Genomic DNA, 15,635 nt, shown 5'->3' with positions numbered 1-15,635 from the left:
CTCGGTCTTTGTGGGGGCGCGCAGCTGAAGGACGAGAGAAGAGATGGAAAAGGTTCCGATGACCCAGGCCGGCTTTGTCGCGCTCGGGGAAGAATTGAAGAAGCGCCAGTCGGAAGATCGTCCGCGGATCATCGAGCATATCGCCGAGGCGCGCTCGCACGGAGACCTGTCGGAGAACGCGGAATATCATGCCGCGAAGGAAGAGCAGTCCCACAATGAAGGCCGCATCGCCGAGCTCGAGGACAAGCTCGCGCGCGCCGACATCATCGACATCTCGAAACTGTCCGGCGACACCATCAAGTTCGGCGCCACCGTGACCTTGGTCGACGAGGACACCGAGAAGAAGACGGTGTGGCAGATCGTCGGCGAGGTCGAGGCCGACGCCAAGAAGGGCCGCATCTCCATCACCTCGCCGCTCGCGCGCGCGCTGATCGGCAAGAAGAAGGGCTCGACCGTCGAGGTCAATGCACCCGGCGGCGCCAAGGCGTATGAGATTACCAAGGTGGAGTGGCGGTAAGGATTTGCCGCTGCACGTGATGAGATTTCGAAAAGGCCGCGCACTGCGCGGCCTTTTTTGTATCGGCATGTTGCCTGCGTGAGTGGACACGCGCTCTCACCGCGCGTCATTGCGAGGAGCGAAGCGACGAAGCAATCCAGACTGCCTCTGCGGAAAGATTCTGGATTGCTTCGCTGCGCTCGCAATGACGGTGTTTTGTTGCGAGCCCCACTCCATCACCGTCACCCTGAGGTGCTCGCCTCTTCGGCGAGCCTCGAAGGGCGACGGCCCCGCTGCGGCCGCATTTCGACCGCTCATCCTTCGAGGCTCCCCATCGGGCGCTTTGCGCCCGATGCCTCGCACCTCAGGATGACGGGACTGGCAGGACGCTTGGAGAGGCTACCGCCGCCCCTTCACGTCCAGCGGCACGGCGGCTTCATACTTCGAGTTATGCAGCACCAGAGAGGTCCGCACGTTGCGCACGTGGGGGGCGGCGGTCAGGTGGGTGACGAAATCCTGGAAGGTCGCCATATCAGGCGCGACGCATTTGAGGATGAAATCGACCTCGCCCGACAGCATCCAGCACTCCCGCACCAGGGGCTCGGCACGGACGAACTCCTCGAAGGCGCGCAAATCCGCCTCGGCCTGGCTCGACAGGTGCACGGCGGCGAACACGGTGACGTCGAAGCCGAGCTTGCGGGCGTCCAGCAGGCCCCGGTAGCCGTGGATGTAGCCCTCCTCCTCCAGCGCGCGGACGCGGCGCAGGCAGGGCGGCGGCGAGATGCCGACGCGCTTGGCCAGCTCGACATTCGTGATTCGACCGTCGGCCTGAATCTCGGTGAGAATTTTCAGGTCGATCTCGTCTAGGTTCCGCGACACGTGATTGGAACTCCTGGCCTTTGCGGCGGTATTGAGTGACTTATCGCAATCCTCATAGCCCAGTCCGCGCCGTCAGCGCAATTTTATTGCGCGTGCAGCGCAATCGACTTTTGTTCCCTGTTGGAAAAATCCGCCGAGAGGGAATGCAATTCTTGCATAGCTCACCAGAAGGCTTAGATTAGCTCTGATATTTCAGCGCCTCCGCGAGGCCTCCCGGCACGTTCCGCGCCCGCGCTGCAAATCCCCCGTGAAAGGCGTCCATCGAAATGTCCGCTCCTGTTCATGCAAAGGTCGTCATTATTGGCTCCGGTCCGGCCGGTTACACTGCGGCGATCTACGCCGCGCGGGCCATGCTGGAGCCGATTCTGATCCAGGGCATCCAGGCGGGCGGCCAGCTCACCATCACCACCGACGTCGAGAACTATCCGGGCTTCGCCGACGTGATCCAGGGCCCCTGGCTGATGGAGCAGATGGAGAAGCAGGCGGTCCATGTCGGCACCAGGATCGTCTCCGACCTCGTCACCAAGCTGGAGACTGCGCAGCGGCCGTTCCGCCTCACCTGCGACAGCGGCGACGTCTATCTCGCCGACACCGTGGTTCTCGCCACCGGCGCGCAAGCGCGCTGGCTCGGGCTGCCGTCCGAAGTCAAATTCCAGGGCGGCGGCGTGTCGGCCTGCGCCACCTGCGACGGCTTCTTTTACCGCAACAAGGAGGTCGTGGTGGTCGGCGGCGGCAATACCGCGGTCGAGGAAGCCCTGTACCTCACCAACCACGCCTCGCAGGTCACCATCGTGCATCGCCGCGATCACTTCCGCGCCGAGCGCATCCTGCAGGAACGGCTGTTCAAGCACCCGAAGATCAAGGTGATCTGGGACTCCGCGGTCGACGAGATCTGCGGCACCGAGAACCCGAACAAGGTCACCCATGTCCGCCTGAAGAACGTCAAGACCGGCGCGCTCACGGACGTGAAGACCGACGGCATCTTCATCGCCATCGGCCATGCGCCGGCGACCGAGCTCATCAAAGACCAGATCAAGCTGAAACCCTCGGGCTATGTCGAGGTCGCCCCGAACTCGACCGCCACCTCGGTGCCCGGCCTGTTCGCCGCCGGCGACGTCGCCGATGAGACCTATCGCCAGGCCGTGACGGCCGCAGGCCTCGGCTGCATGGCAGCGCTCGAGGCCGAACGTTTCTTGGCCCTGCGCGCCAGCGAGCGCGCGGCAGCGGAATAAAGATCATGCCTCGAACACGCGACGGATTTACGGATATGGACTGGGACAAGCTGAAGGTGTTTCACGCAGCGGCGGAAGCTGGCAGCTTCACGCATGCGGGCGAGCAGCTCGGCCTGTCGCAATCGGCGGTGTCGCGCCAGGTCTCGGCGCTGGAGCAGGAGCTTTCGGTCTCGCTGTTCCACCGCCACGCCCGCGGCCTGATCCTCACCGAGCAGGGCGACCTGCTGTTCCGCACCGCGCATGACGTGTTCATGCAGCTCCAGGCGGCGCGCGCGAAACTCACTGACAGCCGCGAGCGGCCGAGCGGCGACCTCAAGATCACCACCACGCCCGGCGTCGGCATCAACTGGCTGATCCCGCGGCTCGGCGAGTTCACCGCGCTCTATCCGGAGATCCGCATCTCGCTGATCGTCACCGACGAGGAACTCGATTTGTCGATGCGCGAGGCTGATGTCGCGATCCGCACCCGCAAGCCGACGCAGCCGGATCTCATCCAGCGCAAGCTGTTCGCGATGGGCTTCCACGCCTATTGCTCGCCGGAATACATCAAGCGCTTCGGCACGCCGCGCACGCTGGAGGAGCTCGACTCCCACCGCATCATCACGCTCGCAGACGGCAACTTCGCGCCGCATCTGCAGAACCGCAACTGGCTGGTCGAAGCCGGGCGCAACGGCTCGGGTCCGCGCGAAGCCTATTTCAGGGTGAACAACATCCTCGGTCTCGTGCGCGCCTGTCAGCAGGGCCTCGGCATCGCCGCGCTGCCCGACTACCTGGTCGAGGAACAGAGCAAACTCGTGCAGCTGTTCGGCGAATCGGATTCGATCCAGCTCGACACGTATTTTGTCTATCCCGAGGAGTTGAAGACGGTCGCGCGCGTGCAGGTGTTCCGCGACTTCGTGGTCAGCAAGGCGCAGCGCTGGCCGTCCTGATTTCCGCATGACTGACATGCGGCCTCGGCGGTTGCTGCAGGACGCTCGTCAAGCTCATACTGTTTGCACGCTGAGCCTTCGCGTTGCGCATTTGTCCCCCTCCTCCAGTGGCGCGGGAGTTCAGTAATCCCTCTTGGAAGGTGATTGTGTCGGCCTCACGTGGCCAATACCTTAAGCCGGGCTCGTTCGAGCCCGGCTTTTTTTCACTTCAATCGGCATTCGCCTTCCGCGTGTATTGACAGTTCCAGGCATACCCCGCATCATTTGCAAATGATCACGAAGTCGTGCGCAGCAATCGCGAAAAAAGGCCCCCATCCCGGGGCCTCGGATTTTTGCGCGCACTAGCTAAGCTTCGTCATCGCTGCAAATCCCGAAAACCCCGCCGCCTGGACGGGGTTTTTTCATGTGCCCTCCGTCTCAGGTTTTTTCCCGAGAAGGAGATGGAAACATGACTGGTCTACAGGAACAACTGCACGGGCTGTGGCTGCCGCTGGTGACGCCGTTTCAGGGCGGCGCGCTCGACGAGCGGTCGTTGCGGCGGCTGACGCGGCACTACAGCGCGCAAGGCATCGACGGCTTCATCCTGGGGGCGACCTCCGGTGAAGGCATGACGCTGCGCGAGGCCGAGCTCGAACGTCTCGTTGCCATCGTGCGCGACGAGATGGCGGCGGGCCGCCGCAACGTTCCGGTCTGCCTCGGGCTGTCAGGCGCCGACACCTCGCGACTGAAGGAACGTCTCGACGAGACCGCGGACTGGCCGATCGACGGTTATCTGATCGCGAGCCCTTATTATGTGCGGCCCTCGCAGCGCGGGCTGCTGGCGCATTTCGAGACGCTCGCCGATCACGCCGCCTGGCCGCTCGCGCTCTACAACATTCCCTATCGCACCGCGGTGAACATCACCAACCAGACCATGCTGCGGCTCGCCGAGCATCAGAATATCGTGGGCTTGAAGGATTGCGGCGCGAGCCGCGAGCAATCGATCGCGCTGCTGCGTGACAGGCCGAAGCAATTCCGCGTGCTCACCGGCGAGGACGCGAACTATTTCGAGGCGCTCGGTGACGGCGCCGACGGCGGCATCGTGCTGTCGGCCCATGTCGAGACCGCGGCGTTTGCGGCGGTCTACGCCGAGCACAAGCGCGGCAATTACGACGCAGCGCTGGCGCGCTGGCATGAGGTCGCAGAGCTGACGCGGCTGCTGTTCACGGAGCCGAGCCCGGCGCCGGCAAAGTACTGGCTGTGGCGATGCGGCCTCATCGACAGCCCCGAAGTGCGCCTGCCGATGGTGGAAGTCAGCAGCGAGCTCGCGGCCACGATCGATCGCGAGATCGAGCGTCGGACGAAGGTAGCGGCGTAGCGGCCTTACTCTTCCCGCCACCTCCGTGTCATTCCGGGGCGCGCACAGCGCGAACGATGGTGCGCAATTGCGCACCATCGTTCGCGACTTCGTCGCGCCCCGGAATGACGGCGGTGGGGACGACAGAGCGCCGCCCTTGGTTAACCGGACCCCAACGCCGTTCGCTACCGCCGCATGGCGCATCTACGGCTCGTTTACGCTCTGGTGCCTATCGTTGTGCTCCGAAGCCTTCTCATAGGGGGAATGACCATGAGGCATCGTACCCGGCCTACGGCCGCAAGCCAGTTCGCTCCGAGCGATCTCCTGCAGGGAATTATCGTCGTATCGTCGTTCGGGTTCTGGGCGGTGATGCTCGGCCTGATGCCGGTGCTGCTGTTTCGGGTCTGGCTCGCCTGAGACGGCTGCTCGCGCGGATGGTTAAAGGGCGGTCGCAAATGCGCTCAAAATGCGAGCGGGATTGCAAGCCGGAATTTTAAAACATCCCGCGTATCGTTCATGCCCATAAGCGAAGAAATCGCGGGGGCATTTGTGAATAGTCATAGTGAGATGGCGTCGCATTACGACGCCGGACAGCAGAGCTTTACCACCGAGGACATTCTCTGGGCCGTCGGCATCTGGTCGGTGATCCTGACTTTGTCGCCGGTCATCGTGTTCTACATGCTGATGGTGGCGTAACCTTCATTTCCACGGGCGAGAACGTGGATGCCCGGGACAAGCCTGGGCATGACGGACCATCATCCAGAAAACGCAAAACGCGCGGACTTCCGCGCGTTTTTTGTCCGGGGAATGAATTATAAAAAATTACGCTGCCTGCTTGTGCATTGCGCCGGATGCCGACGCCGTGCCGCGAATAGCTTTCACTGAACGCTCGATCGCCGCCCACAGCCTTGCGATTTCCTGAGCCGCACGGCTCTCGGCCTGGTACTCCCGCGCGCCTTCGCCATGGCTCAACGCCATCAAGAGATCCGAACGGTTGGTGATCTGGCCACCCCACACCGGCGCACGGAATTTCGCCAGCGCTTCGCGGGCGATGGTGACGATCGGGCTTTCGGCTTCGTCGCGCTTGGCCGGCGCACCGTTGAGCACGACCGCATAGGGCTTGCGCGCCGCGCGGCACATCTGGATGGTTTCCTGCACCGCGTTGACGTCGAACACGCCGGGACGGGCGGGAATCACCACCATAGTGGCATTCTTGATCGCGTCGTCGACGACAGCCGAGAGGTTCGGCGGCGTGTCGATCAACACCCATTCATAACCGTCGCGCTTGGCAGCGGAGACGATGCCGCTGACGGAGTTCACGGCCGCCTTGATCGGCGGTTCGTTGGTGCCACGCAGCTTGTGCCACAGCGTGAGCGAGCCCTGCGGGTCCGCGTCCACGAGCATGACCTGCTTGCTCGCCTTGATCTGCGCGGCGAGATGTGCAGCCAGGGTACTCTTGCCCGAGCCGCCTTTACGCGATGCAAAAACAATAACGTTCATACCTTCGGCCTCCAGATTGACCCTAGGCTACGAAAATGAATCACCACGCTGATTCGTGAAAGATAAATTTATCGAGAGTTGCGCTGGGGTCACGAAATAACAAGGCGTGCTGGCTTTTGAGTCACACTGCGATGTGCGAGGCGCGACAAGAACCGCAATCAAGCGCTGTGCGCGAGCGTGTATGCGTTTTTTGAGCAGTCCTTCGGGACGACGCGGAATGCAACCTCGCCGCGCAAACCCGCATCCGACTCTTTTCCGTCGTGCCTGCGTCGCAAGCTCACGCCAGCCGCGCGAACAAAAGGAGTCCGTTACCTTACGAAGTTTCGCAAAAGGAAGGCGGGTGCCGCTCAGCTGTCGCTGGTCTTTTTCTTCTTGGCCGCCGGCTTGGCGCTCTTCTTCGCGGTTTTGGGCGCGATGTTGGTCGGCCTGCCGGCACGGGCCTCGCCCGGCTCCGGTCCGCGGCGGAAGAACACCGCGCATTGTGGCGAGAGCTGCGCCTTCTTCTTGATCATGCAGGCGGTGATGGCATCGACGTTCGGCACGAACTCGCCGCACAGCCGCATCGCATCCGGCGTGCAGGCCTGCTGCTCCTCCGGGGTGTAGGCGAAGCCGGCACCGGGCTGGATCAGCACGGCCAGCGCCATCCCGAGGGTGGCAGCAGCCAAGGATGACTTGAAGCGAAGCGCCGGCATTGAATCCCCCACATGTCGAACAGGAGGGAATAGTGGGTGAACGGCGGTTCGTTGGCAACCGAGCGGGATGCGAAAGCCGCGACCTGTGCGGTCTCGGCAACAGGGCGGGCATCGCGGTGATCCGCCTGCGGGAAAGGTCGGCGCGAAGCGCCGGGTGAGGGCCTCTCCGCGTTGGGGTCCTCGATTGTGGCTACACCCCCTTCCCAGCCCTCCCCCGCAAGCGGGAGAGGGAGCGCACCTGCTCCTGCGGCAACGACGGCTTGGCTGGATCGAGCTCGGCCGCTGTTCCAGCCACCCCAACACAAAATCGCGAAAACAACCCCATGCACAGTAGCCAAGCCACGGTAATCCCATAGCATTTCATATCTTAGGATTTAGCGAAATCTGGTTTGACTTGTCGGGCGAAACGGGGGCATCATGGCATCATCAAGAAGATGCGCGTGGGGTGGCCGGCTTGTCTCCTGCGCTGGTCGAAAAGCGCACGGAGGAGCACGGTTGCATGGACGGGAATGAGGCGGAGCTGCCGCTGTCGGGTGTCACGGTGGTTTCGCTCGAACAGGCGATCGCGGCGCCGCTGGCCAGCCGGCACCTGGCGGACTGGGGCGCGCGGGTCATCAAGATCGAGCGGCCGGGCACTGGAGATTTCTGCCGGGACTACGACCACGTGATGAACGGCATGTCGAGCCAGTTCGTCTGGACCAACCGCTCCAAGGAAAGTCTCGCCATCGACATCAAGAGCGAGGACGGCCGCAAGGTGCTCGACGCCCTGCTGCCGCAGGCGGACGTGTTCATCCAGAATCTCGCGCCGGGCGCTGCGGAGCGGCTCGGCCTCGATGCCGCATCGCTGGTGCGGAAACATCCGCGCATCATCGCCTGCGACGTCTCGGGCTATGGCACCGGCGGCCCCTACAGCGACAAGAAGGCCTATGATCTCCTGGTCCAGTGCGAGGCCGGCGTTCTCGCCATCAACGGCACCGAGGCGGAGCCCGCCAAGGTCGGGCTCTCGGTGGTCGACATCGCCACCGGCATGTACATCCTCAACGGCGTGCTGATGGCGCTGTACCGCCGGGAGCGGACCGGCAAGGGCACGGCCTTCCAAGCCTCGCTGTTCGATTCCATCACGGACTGGATGAGCTATCCCGCCTTCTACACGCAAAGCACGGGCCGGCCGCTGCCGCGAACCGGCGCGAGGCATGCGACGATCGCGCCCTACGGCCCGTTCCGGGTCGGCGACGGTGACACGATCTTCTTCGGCATCCAGAACGATCGGGAATGGCGATCGCTGTGCAGCACCGTCCTCGGCGATGCGGGCTTTGCCGATCATCCAAGCTTCCGCACCAATCCGCTGCGCATGCAGAATCGCGACGATCTGCAGGCGCATATCGAGCAGCGATTTGCCTCCATGACCGGCGAGGAGGTGCTGCGTCTGCTTGACGACGCCTCGATCGCCAACGCGCATCTGAACTCGGTCGAGGCCTTCCTGGCGCATGAGCAGCTTCATGCGCGGTCGCGCGTCCAGAGCGTCGGCTCGCCGTGCGGGCCGCTGATGAGCTTCCTGCCCGCGCTGACCATTCCCGGCCTGAGGCCGCGGATGGATCCGGTGCCCGATGTGGGGCAGCACAATCAAACTATCCTCAGCGAACTCGGCCTCGGCAAGGAGACGTGACGATGGCACATCAGCGGCCAACGCGGGCTTATCTGGCCGTCCCCGCGCATCGCACCCGCCTCGTCGCCAAGGCGGCGGCCTCAGTTGCCGATGCCGTGTTCATGGATCTCGAGGACGCGGTGCCGCCGTCCGAGAAGGGTCTTGCGCTGGAGGAGGCCGCCCGATCCCTCTCCGCGCTCGACTGGGGCAGCAAGCGCGTCACGGTGAGGATCAACGCCGTGGACAGCCCCTTCATCGCGCAGGAGATCCGCGCGCTGGCGGCAGTGCCGAGACTGGATGCGTTGATCGTGCCGAAGGCGGAGCGCGCCAGCGACATCACCGCAATTGCCGAGCAGTTGCGGGCCGCCGGCTCCGATCGCCCCACGCCGGTCGCGCTGGAATTGCTGATCGAGACCGCGCTCGGCCTCGTCAATGTCGACATGCTCGCCGCCTGTCACGACAGCGTTGCCGCGCTTCATCTCGGCGTCGGCGATTTCGCGGCGTCGATCGGCGCCCGCTCCTCCGACATCGGGGTGTCCCCGGATGGCTACCGCCACGTCGGATCGGCGCAAACCGGCTACGCGTTCGCGCCGCTCGACCTGTTCGCTTATCCGATGATGCGCCTGCTGGTGGCCGCGCGCGCGTTCGGCCTCATCGCCATCGACGGCCCCTGCGGTGCGTTCCGCGATGCCAGGCTGACCGAAAGCAGCGCGCAAAAGGCCGCGGCGATGGGGTTCGACGGCAAGCAAGTCATCCATCCCGACCAGATCGAGCCGACGCTGCGCGCATTCATGCCGTCGGACCAGGAGCTGGCCCAGGCGCGGCTGATCGTCGAGGCGATGGAGCAGGCGGAGGCGAAAGGACAGGGCGCGGTGACTCTCGACGGCAAGATGATCGACTACGCCAATGTGCGGATGGCCCGCCGGATCATTGGACTGGGGTCGTAGCGGCGCGTACAAGCCATTCCCGACGCCGATCCTTCGCTCCCGATTTTTCTCCCTATAACATCCGCTCATTGCCTGAGGGTTGGTGGGTGCGCCAGGATGCAAGGCCGATGATTCAAGGCCCTCGCAACACGAGCCGGCCGAGCAGCGCCGCGAGTTCGCTTTGCCTGGATATGCCGAGCTTCTGAAATACGCGCTTCAGCACATTGCGCGCCGTGTCTTCGGCAATCCCGAGCCGGCCTGCAGCTTGCTTCGGCGGAACGCCCGAACCCACCAGAGAGGCGATTCTGGCCTCCCCGAGCGTCAAGCCCAGGATGTCCCGCACGATGGCGGGATCCGGCGGCTCGGCAGATTTCTGCTCGATCGCGAGCACGATCGCCCGCGTGCGGGTCAGAAAATGGCTGTCTGAAAGTGCGCCGGCGGTGATCGGGAGCAGGTAGATGACGAAACGCCGGCCTGTTGCACTCGACTCAACGAGAATGGGTCTCGGCTCGGCCAGCAGATCGCGCGCCTCGGCGCGAAGCGTTTGCGTCATAGCGGCCTCGAACGGCGCCCGGCTCGCCGCCATGCGAACACGCAGACGATCGTTCACGAGGTCGAACACTTCGCCGAGAAGGCTCTCCCCAACCGGATTGGCGAACAGCACACGCGCCGACGAGTCCAGCGCAAACACGCCGATGCCGATCCGCGCAAGGGCGTCGCCAAGGCCGAGATTGGCCAGTTCGGTATCAAGCAGCCTGATCGACAGGCGCAACGATTTCTCGGCGTGGCGCCCGAGCGTGCTTATCAGGTCCAGTTCGGCCTCGGAGAATTGCGGCTTGGCGAAGGCTCGCTGCACGCTGAGCGCCACCAGGATCCGTGGGTCGGGTGACACCCCGATCGATCCGAACCAGCCCAAACCGTGCCTTGCAAGGAATTCCCTGCTGAACGGATGGTTGAGGTAGGCGTCGTCGATCGGGCCGATGTGTCGATCGGTGAAGGGCTCGCCGCTGACGTAAAGGCCGGACGAGACGCAACGTTCGGCCTTGAAATCGTGCTGCGCCCAACGCGTCCCATAGTCGGCGAGCGCGGGCGCGAGGCTTTCGGAGGCGAGGGCTCCGAAGGCCCCGTCGTCCCTTCGCCATTGCAGGATCGCGCCGGCGTCATCGAAGCAGTCTGCGATCTTGCCAAGAGCGGATGGCCAGAATGACGGGCTCGCTGCCGTATCGTAGATCGCTTCGACGGCAGCGAGGAGACGGTCGGCGGCAAGGGCCATGGGGTCCCGATCGATCAGAGAATGCATTAGGTTACATGAAATTGCAGGTTACACGAGATTGCCATTCGGCAATTGCCATCCGGCGGCTCTCCCGAAACTTCTCCCGGATTTCCACGCAAGAGATCGGTTACGGTGGCGGTGCACAAAATTGTCTTTGGTCAGCCTTGCGGCTAACGTGCACTGCAGTGCAGGAGTCCTTGTGCGCTGTCACCGTCATCAAGCACTGCCACCGTCATCAGGAGTGGTGAGGCTGGAAGGCCAGATGATCGACCGTCTCAATGTGCGGATGGCACACAGGGTCATCGGGCTGGGTTGTAGGGGCACATGGCCACGTTGCTGATTGTCGCACCGGTGTTTGCGTTGATCGCGGCCGGCTATGCCGCGGTGCTGTTTCGCTTCGTCTCGGAGAGCGCGCACAAGGGCATCTCGGAATTTGCCTTCAGCATCGCCATCCCAGCGTTGCTGTTCCGCACCATCGTCGTGTCGGAATTCCCCGATGTCAGCCCTTACCGGATGTGGGGCGCCTATTACGGCGCGCTCGCCCTCATCTGGATCGCGGCGCTGGCGATCTCGGCGCTGCTGCGCCAGCGGCGCCAGGACCACGAGGACGGCGTCGTGTTCGCGATCGGCTCGGTCTACGGCAACATCGTGATGCTCGGCATTCCCCTCGTGCTCTCCGCGCTGGGCAACGAGGCGGCGGGGCCGATGGCGCTGATCCTGTCGGTGAACACGCCCCTGCTCTGGCTCTGCGGCATCCTGCAGATGGAGCTTGTCAGCCAGAAGCGCACCGGCTCGGCCCTGTCGGTCATCTGGCCCGTGCTCACCGACCTCGCCCGCAACCCGCTGATGCTGGCAATCGGCTTCGGCGTGATCTGGCGCTTCACCGGCCTCGGCCTCACCCCCGTCATCGACCGCACCATCGAGCTTTTGGCGCAGGCGGGATCGCCGACGGCCCTGATCGCGCTCGGCATCAACCTGTTCCGCTTCGAGGTGAAAGGCGAGAAGCTGAGCATTTTGGTGATGTGCGCGCTGAAGCTGGCGGCGATGCCGGCGGCCGCGTTCGTGCTGGCAAGACTGCTCGACCTGCCGCCGGTCGCCGCCGGCGTCGTCGTGCTGTTCGCGGCGATGCCGACCGGCGCGAATGCCTACATCTTCGCGGTGCAGTATCAGCGGCTGGTGAACCCGGTCTCGGGCGCGGTCGCGCTGGGGACGCTGCTGGCGGCGGTGACGTTGCCGGTGGTGGTGTGGGCGGTGGCGAAGTGAGGCAGGGGCGCCTGACGATTGCCGAAACCGCTATGCGACACCTTGGCCCGCGCGCCAGGCCATCTCCCAGAAATCTGCCTCGAGGCGAGTGGCTTCCTTGAAGATCGCAATCAGCTCGGCCTCGCGGGCCGGCGTGGCGTAGAGATCGGCGAGATGCTCCATATGCGCCCGCGCTTTGGCAGCGACCTCCTGGTACGGCACGCCGGCGTATTCGGCGATCCAGACGCGATAGGCGTTCGTCGCAGCGCCCGCATCGGGAAGCGAGCCGAGCCGCGTTGCGATCTCCGCGTACCCGATCACGCAAGGCGCAAGCGCCACCTTGAGCGCCAGCAGATCGCCGCGCATTCCGGCGTCGAGCACGTAGCGCGTATAGGCCAGCATCTCGGCCGCCGGAGGGGCTTGTTCGAGGTCACTTGGGGATAGACCCCAATCGGCACAGAGCTTCACATGCAGGTTCATCTCGACATCGAGGATGGCCGACAGGCCGGCCGCTGCTTCACGCATGTCGGCAAGCCTGGGCGACTTGTAGACCGCGAGCGCGTAGGCGCGAGCAAACTCGATGAGGAACAAATAGTCCTGAACGAGGTAGTGACGAAACGCCGCTTCGGGGAGCGAGCCGTCCGCCAATCCGTTCGTGAAGGGATGCTCGGTGTAGGCCCGCCACTCAGCGGATGCTGCTGACTTGAGACGCTCGAAGAAACTCACGGATCTTTCCGCCTGCTTGCTTGTCCACGAACGTCTTTGGCTCGCTACCGATAGCGCATTGCGAACCGAGCAGCTACGACGACAGCGGACAAAATAGGCTTTGAGCAGCGCTGAACTGGGCGTCTTGGTGATGTGCGCGCATAAGCTGGCGACGATGCCGGCGCGCGGCGACGTTGCCGGTGGTCTTGTGTGCGTGGTGGCGAGGTAACGCGTCCAAGGCGTGCGGACGACGCCGCGCGTCCTCGGACAGCATTTACGCGGTCAGCGCAGGCCCAGGAACGACAGCACTATACCAATCACGACGACAAGTCCGACCAGATAAATAATCCCGTTCATATCTCAGCTCCCTTTGCTTCTTCCTGCCGCAGTTCCAAACACGCAAGGGCACCAAAAGGTTCGCCGGGACTGGCTGCTGTTTTCTGCCGGAAGCGCGGAACGAAAACGAACGATCCTGCTTCGGCGCCCCGGGCCCTCGCGCCGTCTCGGCGATTTTGCCTTTACACGCAAAGGTGGCTACGCTGCCCTGATACGTGGTGCAGGGAGCGTGACATGGCAAACCGCGACGACATGCTCGCATTGATCAGGGCCGCCTACGCCGCGCGCGACGGCGGCGACACCGATAGCCTGGTGACGGCTTTTCATCCCGAGGGCGCGTTCACCTTGATGGGCGACAAGAGCGCGCTCGAACTGACGGGACGCATGCAGGGCTACCCGACCCTGCACGCAGCCTTCACTCAATTGACCGCCGGCTTCGGCTTCGAAGGCCGCGAGATCCTGGCCGAGCTGGTCGACGGCGATCGTGTCGCCGTCCATTCCCGCGTCACCGTGCGATATCACCCGACCGGCAAAGCGGTCAGCACGGAGATTTTGGACCTGTTCAGATTTCAGGATGGGAAGATCGCGGAGTTGATCGAGTTTGCGGATACGGCGCAGATCAAGGCCATGATTGGGTGAGCACGACCTAGTAAAGTTTCCTGCACTGTCACCGTAATCCAGCGGTTATTCGCGGTTCGCAGAGCGATGATAACGCTGCCGTCCGGAGTGGGCGATCGCAGGTTCGTTCCGTGATGTGGGCAAGGACATCGTCAGCATTGGTACAGTTGGGTGGGCTCGAACCACCGACCTCCTGTTCCACAGACAGGCGCTCTAACCAACTGAGCTACAACTGCATCCTGGCGAGCCGCCCTCAAGGGGTGCCTGAAAAGGTCGACCTAGGGGGGCTGGACGGGGCGGAAACTAGGTGCAACGGCCCGGTTTGGCAAGGCCGCAATGCGGTGAAAAACCGGGTGAAATTGACCGCGGGGCAGGGAAATCGGGGCAATGGCGGGCATCGGAGCGTTGTGCTCCCCCTGCCGGCGACCGAAACACTCCCCGGACGGAGAGAACCCTCACCCGTCGCCCTGCGATGCTTCGCATCGCCGGGCGCCGGCCGCTCCCGCAAGCTGAGAGGCAAGAAAAAACCCGGGCGTTTCGGCCCGGGTTTCTCTCAATTCAAACCTGCCTCACCGCTCAGGCGGCGGGCGGCATGTACTTCGAGGCGCTGGCCTTGATCGGCTCGGCGGTCTCGGCGGCGACGCGCTGGGTGAGCTCGACCAGCTCCTTGGCCTGGGACTGCAAGGTCTCGAACTGCTTGCGGGTGTGGCCGGTCCACAGCTCCAAGGCTTCCGACGGCGACTTGGCGCCGAACAGATGCTGGGCGAAGTCGAGCTGGGCGCTGGAATTGGCCTTCATGAACTCGACCAGCTTGGCGGTGTACTCGCTCGCGCCCTTGGAGGCGGAGGTGAAAACGGCCTCGACGGTGCCGTTGTGGGTCTCGGCCGCGTCCTTGAACTTGGCGTAGTTTTCGCGGGCCTGCGACACGCCCTTTTCGGCGAACGCACGCATCTGCTCGGGGACCTCGAACGGAATGATCGAGGCAGAAAACGGATCAGTCGCACCTGTCATGGTCGTCCCTCACGCTAATTGAAAAAATGGAGTGAGCCTTCTGGCGCGCCCGCCGGCCAACCGGAGCCATCTGATGGCGGGAACGAAGACTGGAAACGCGAAACAAACGATGTGGCTCGCCCAGTGCTTAGGATTATGGCTGCCTATCATGTCAACATTGTGCAGCGCAACGCGCCAAGAGGGTGCGGCGCGATAATTTAATCTAGGTTAGGGCGAAGTTCCCCGGGTGGGGAACCGGGGGTTGAGGTTGATGCAGACCACGCGAGCGGTCGGCGCCCTCTCCCGCCTGCGGGAGAGGGTTGGCGAGAGGGTGCTTCCGCATCGGGACAACCCCAATAACGAGAGAGCCCTCACCCGCGCCTTCGGTGCGACCTCTCCCGCAAGCGGGAGAGGTGACCACCCCAGCCCCACCTTCGAATCCCTTGGATGAACCGGGCTGCCGCTTGCGGGTTTGGGCAGATTAAGGTTATCGCCGCTTTGGGCTACCTCCGAAGGGCCGGGCCGTGGACCTGCCCGCGGCCGCGGGCGATACTAACCCTTTCTTAAGGCTGTCATTCCGGCAGCCGCCAGCTTCAAGCGTGAGATACAGCCGGTCGGATGACGAGTTCGGATTTCCAGTTGCGAGGTGTGGGCGATCCCCGGCTGGCCGTGCATGCGACCTCTCAGCTGCCCGCCTGGCTGTGGTCGATCGACGGCGCGCGCGTGCTGTGGGCCAATCCGGTCGGCGCAAAACTGTTCGGCGCGACAAATAGCGCAGCACTCGCGGACAGGATGTTTGGCCCGGCGGACAGCCATCGCCGCCAGGTCGCCCGGCT

General features: G+C 63.8%; 17 protein-coding genes and 1 tRNA gene. 11 read left to right on the top strand and 7 right to left on the bottom strand.

The annotated features are described in order from the left end of the window. The first annotated feature begins 43 nt into the window (after positions 1-43). A complete protein-coding gene (greA, locus tag MOV75_RS04250; RefSeq protein WP_018643807.1) occupies positions 44-517 on the top strand; it encodes a transcription elongation factor GreA in 474 nt (157 codons plus the stop codon). A gap of 378 nt (positions 518-895) precedes the next feature. Here greA and MOV75_RS04245 read toward each other — a convergent pair whose 3' ends face one another. Beyond that, the gene (locus tag MOV75_RS04245; RefSeq protein ID WP_027547667.1) at positions 896-1,375 is read right to left on the bottom strand and encodes an Lrp/AsnC family transcriptional regulator; all 480 of its coding nucleotides are present in this window, start codon (positions 1,373-1,375) and stop codon (positions 896-898) included. A gap of 266 nt (positions 1,376-1,641) precedes the next feature. Here MOV75_RS04245 and trxB point away from each other — a divergent pair, with 266 nt between their 5' ends. The 5 genes from trxB (at position 1,642) to MOV75_RS04220 (ending at position 5,568) form a co-directional block, all read left to right on the top strand. Beyond that, the gene (gene trxB, locus MOV75_RS04240) at positions 1,642-2,607 is read left to right on the top strand and encodes a thioredoxin-disulfide reductase (protein WP_246918752.1); all 966 of its coding nucleotides are present in this window, start codon (positions 1,642-1,644) and stop codon (positions 2,605-2,607) included. A 5-nt stretch (positions 2,608-2,612) separates the two neighbouring features. Beyond that, positions 2,613-3,536 (top strand): LysR family transcriptional regulator, encoded by a 924-nt coding sequence (locus tag MOV75_RS04235; RefSeq protein ID WP_063197141.1) that lies wholly within the window; start codon positions 2,613-2,615, stop codon positions 3,534-3,536. A 448-nt stretch (positions 3,537-3,984) separates the two neighbouring features. Next, on the top strand, positions 3,985-4,893 hold the full coding sequence (gene dapA / locus MOV75_RS04230; protein ID WP_246918750.1) for a 4-hydroxy-tetrahydrodipicolinate synthase: 909 nt from the start codon (positions 3,985-3,987) through the stop codon (positions 4,891-4,893). Positions 4,894-5,142: 249 nt separating this feature from the next. Next, positions 5,143-5,289 (top strand): hypothetical protein, encoded by a 147-nt coding sequence (locus MOV75_RS04225; protein WP_246918748.1) that lies wholly within the window; start codon positions 5,143-5,145, stop codon positions 5,287-5,289. Positions 5,290-5,388: 99 nt separating this feature from the next. After that, positions 5,389-5,568, top strand: coding sequence for a hypothetical protein (locus MOV75_RS04220; RefSeq protein WP_246918746.1), 180 nt, complete (start codon positions 5,389-5,391; stop codon positions 5,566-5,568). 126 nt (positions 5,569-5,694) lie between these two features. On the opposite strand, the gene MOV75_RS04215 is transcribed toward MOV75_RS04220, so the two are convergent. Both MOV75_RS04215 and MOV75_RS04210 read right to left on the bottom strand, forming a co-directional pair. Then, positions 5,695-6,372 (bottom strand): ParA family protein, encoded by a 678-nt coding sequence (locus MOV75_RS04215; protein WP_025032179.1) that lies wholly within the window; start codon positions 6,370-6,372, stop codon positions 5,695-5,697. Positions 6,373-6,719: 347 nt separating this feature from the next. After that, positions 6,720-7,064 carry a hypothetical protein gene (locus MOV75_RS04210; protein ID WP_246918744.1) on the bottom strand — a complete coding sequence of 115 codons (345 nt, stop codon included), beginning with the start codon at positions 7,062-7,064 and terminating at the stop codon, positions 6,720-6,722. Positions 7,065-7,563: 499 nt separating this feature from the next. Between MOV75_RS04210 and MOV75_RS04205 the strand changes: the two genes are divergently transcribed. Beyond that, positions 7,564-8,730: a CaiB/BaiF CoA-transferase family protein gene (locus MOV75_RS04205; protein WP_246918743.1), complete on the top strand. Its 1,167-nt coding sequence runs from the start codon at positions 7,564-7,566 to the stop codon at positions 8,728-8,730. A 2-nt stretch (positions 8,731-8,732) separates the two neighbouring features. After that, positions 8,733-9,656 carry a CoA ester lyase gene (locus MOV75_RS04200; protein ID WP_246918741.1) on the top strand — a complete coding sequence of 308 codons (924 nt, stop codon included), beginning with the start codon at positions 8,733-8,735 and terminating at the stop codon, positions 9,654-9,656. Between the two features lie 112 nt (positions 9,657-9,768). Here the strand turns inward: MOV75_RS04200 and MOV75_RS04195 are convergent, their stop codons facing one another. Further along, positions 9,769-10,503, bottom strand: a complete 735-nt coding sequence (locus MOV75_RS04195; RefSeq protein WP_246918739.1) for a helix-turn-helix transcriptional regulator — start codon at positions 10,501-10,503, stop codon at positions 9,769-9,771. A gap of 729 nt (positions 10,504-11,232) precedes the next feature. Between MOV75_RS04195 and MOV75_RS04190 the strand changes: the two genes are divergently transcribed. Then, positions 11,233-12,171 carry an AEC family transporter gene (locus tag MOV75_RS04190; protein WP_246918737.1) on the top strand — a complete coding sequence of 313 codons (939 nt, stop codon included), beginning with the start codon at positions 11,233-11,235 and terminating at the stop codon, positions 12,169-12,171. A 30-nt stretch (positions 12,172-12,201) separates the two neighbouring features. Here MOV75_RS04190 and tenA read toward each other — a convergent pair whose 3' ends face one another. Further along, on the bottom strand, positions 12,202-12,876 hold the full coding sequence (tenA, locus tag MOV75_RS04185) for a thiaminase II (RefSeq protein WP_246918736.1): 675 nt from the start codon (positions 12,874-12,876) through the stop codon (positions 12,202-12,204). A 549-nt stretch (positions 12,877-13,425) separates the two neighbouring features. Here tenA and MOV75_RS04180 point away from each other — a divergent pair. Further along, positions 13,426-13,830, top strand: coding sequence for a nuclear transport factor 2 family protein (locus MOV75_RS04180; protein WP_246918734.1), 405 nt, complete (start codon positions 13,426-13,428; stop codon positions 13,828-13,830). A 138-nt stretch (positions 13,831-13,968) separates the two neighbouring features. On the opposite strand, the gene MOV75_RS04175 is transcribed toward MOV75_RS04180, so the two are convergent. After that, a tRNA-His gene (locus MOV75_RS04175) sits at positions 13,969-14,045 on the bottom strand. A gap of 340 nt (positions 14,046-14,385) precedes the next feature. Next, on the bottom strand, positions 14,386-14,820 hold the full coding sequence (locus tag MOV75_RS04170) for a phasin (protein ID WP_246918732.1): 435 nt from the start codon (positions 14,818-14,820) through the stop codon (positions 14,386-14,388). A gap of 597 nt (positions 14,821-15,417) precedes the next feature. Here MOV75_RS04170 and MOV75_RS04165 point away from each other — a divergent pair. Further along, positions 15,418-15,635 (top strand): hypothetical protein (locus tag MOV75_RS04165; RefSeq protein WP_247004968.1); only part of this gene is annotated, 218 nt, incomplete at its 3' end.

The sequence above is a fragment of the Bradyrhizobium sp. PRIMUS42 genome, from assembly GCF_023006515.1.
In the GTDB taxonomy this organism is placed as follows: Bacteria; Pseudomonadota; Alphaproteobacteria; order Rhizobiales; family Xanthobacteraceae; genus Bradyrhizobium.
Note: the sequence above shows the minus strand (reverse complement) of the source record. Positions and strands in the feature narration are given on the sequence as shown.

What these genes read in the sequence shown, in the direction of transcription:
- greA (WP_018643807.1), top strand. Translation starts at nt 44, where the DNA reads ATGGAAAAGGTTCCGATGACCCAGGCCGGCTTTGTCGCGCTCGGGGAA.
- trxB (WP_246918752.1), top strand. Translation starts at nt 1,642, where the DNA reads ATGTCCGCTCCTGTTCATGCAAAGGTCGTCATTATTGGCTCCGGTCCG.
- MOV75_RS04235 (WP_063197141.1), top strand. Translation starts at nt 2,613, where the DNA reads ATGCCTCGAACACGCGACGGATTTACGGATATGGACTGGGACAAGCTG.
- dapA (WP_246918750.1), top strand. Translation starts at nt 3,985, where the DNA reads ATGACTGGTCTACAGGAACAACTGCACGGGCTGTGGCTGCCGCTGGTG.
- MOV75_RS04225 (WP_246918748.1), top strand. Translation starts at nt 5,143, where the DNA reads ATGAGGCATCGTACCCGGCCTACGGCCGCAAGCCAGTTCGCTCCGAGC.
- MOV75_RS04220 (WP_246918746.1), top strand. Translation starts at nt 5,389, where the DNA reads ATGCCCATAAGCGAAGAAATCGCGGGGGCATTTGTGAATAGTCATAGT.
- MOV75_RS04215 (WP_025032179.1), bottom strand. Translation starts at nt 6,372, where the DNA reads ATGAACGTTATTGTTTTTGCATCGCGTAAAGGCGGCTCGGGCAAGAGT.
- MOV75_RS04210 (WP_246918744.1), bottom strand. Translation starts at nt 7,064, where the DNA reads ATGCCGGCGCTTCGCTTCAAGTCATCCTTGGCTGCTGCCACCCTCGGG.
- MOV75_RS04205 (WP_246918743.1), top strand. Translation starts at nt 7,564, where the DNA reads ATGGACGGGAATGAGGCGGAGCTGCCGCTGTCGGGTGTCACGGTGGTT.
- MOV75_RS04200 (WP_246918741.1), top strand. Translation starts at nt 8,733, where the DNA reads ATGGCACATCAGCGGCCAACGCGGGCTTATCTGGCCGTCCCCGCGCAT.
- MOV75_RS04190 (WP_246918737.1), top strand. Translation starts at nt 11,233, where the DNA reads ATGGCCACGTTGCTGATTGTCGCACCGGTGTTTGCGTTGATCGCGGCC.
- MOV75_RS04180 (WP_246918734.1), top strand. Translation starts at nt 13,426, where the DNA reads ATGGCAAACCGCGACGACATGCTCGCATTGATCAGGGCCGCCTACGCC.
- MOV75_RS04170 (WP_246918732.1), bottom strand. Translation starts at nt 14,820, where the DNA reads ATGACAGGTGCGACTGATCCGTTTTCTGCCTCGATCATTCCGTTCGAG.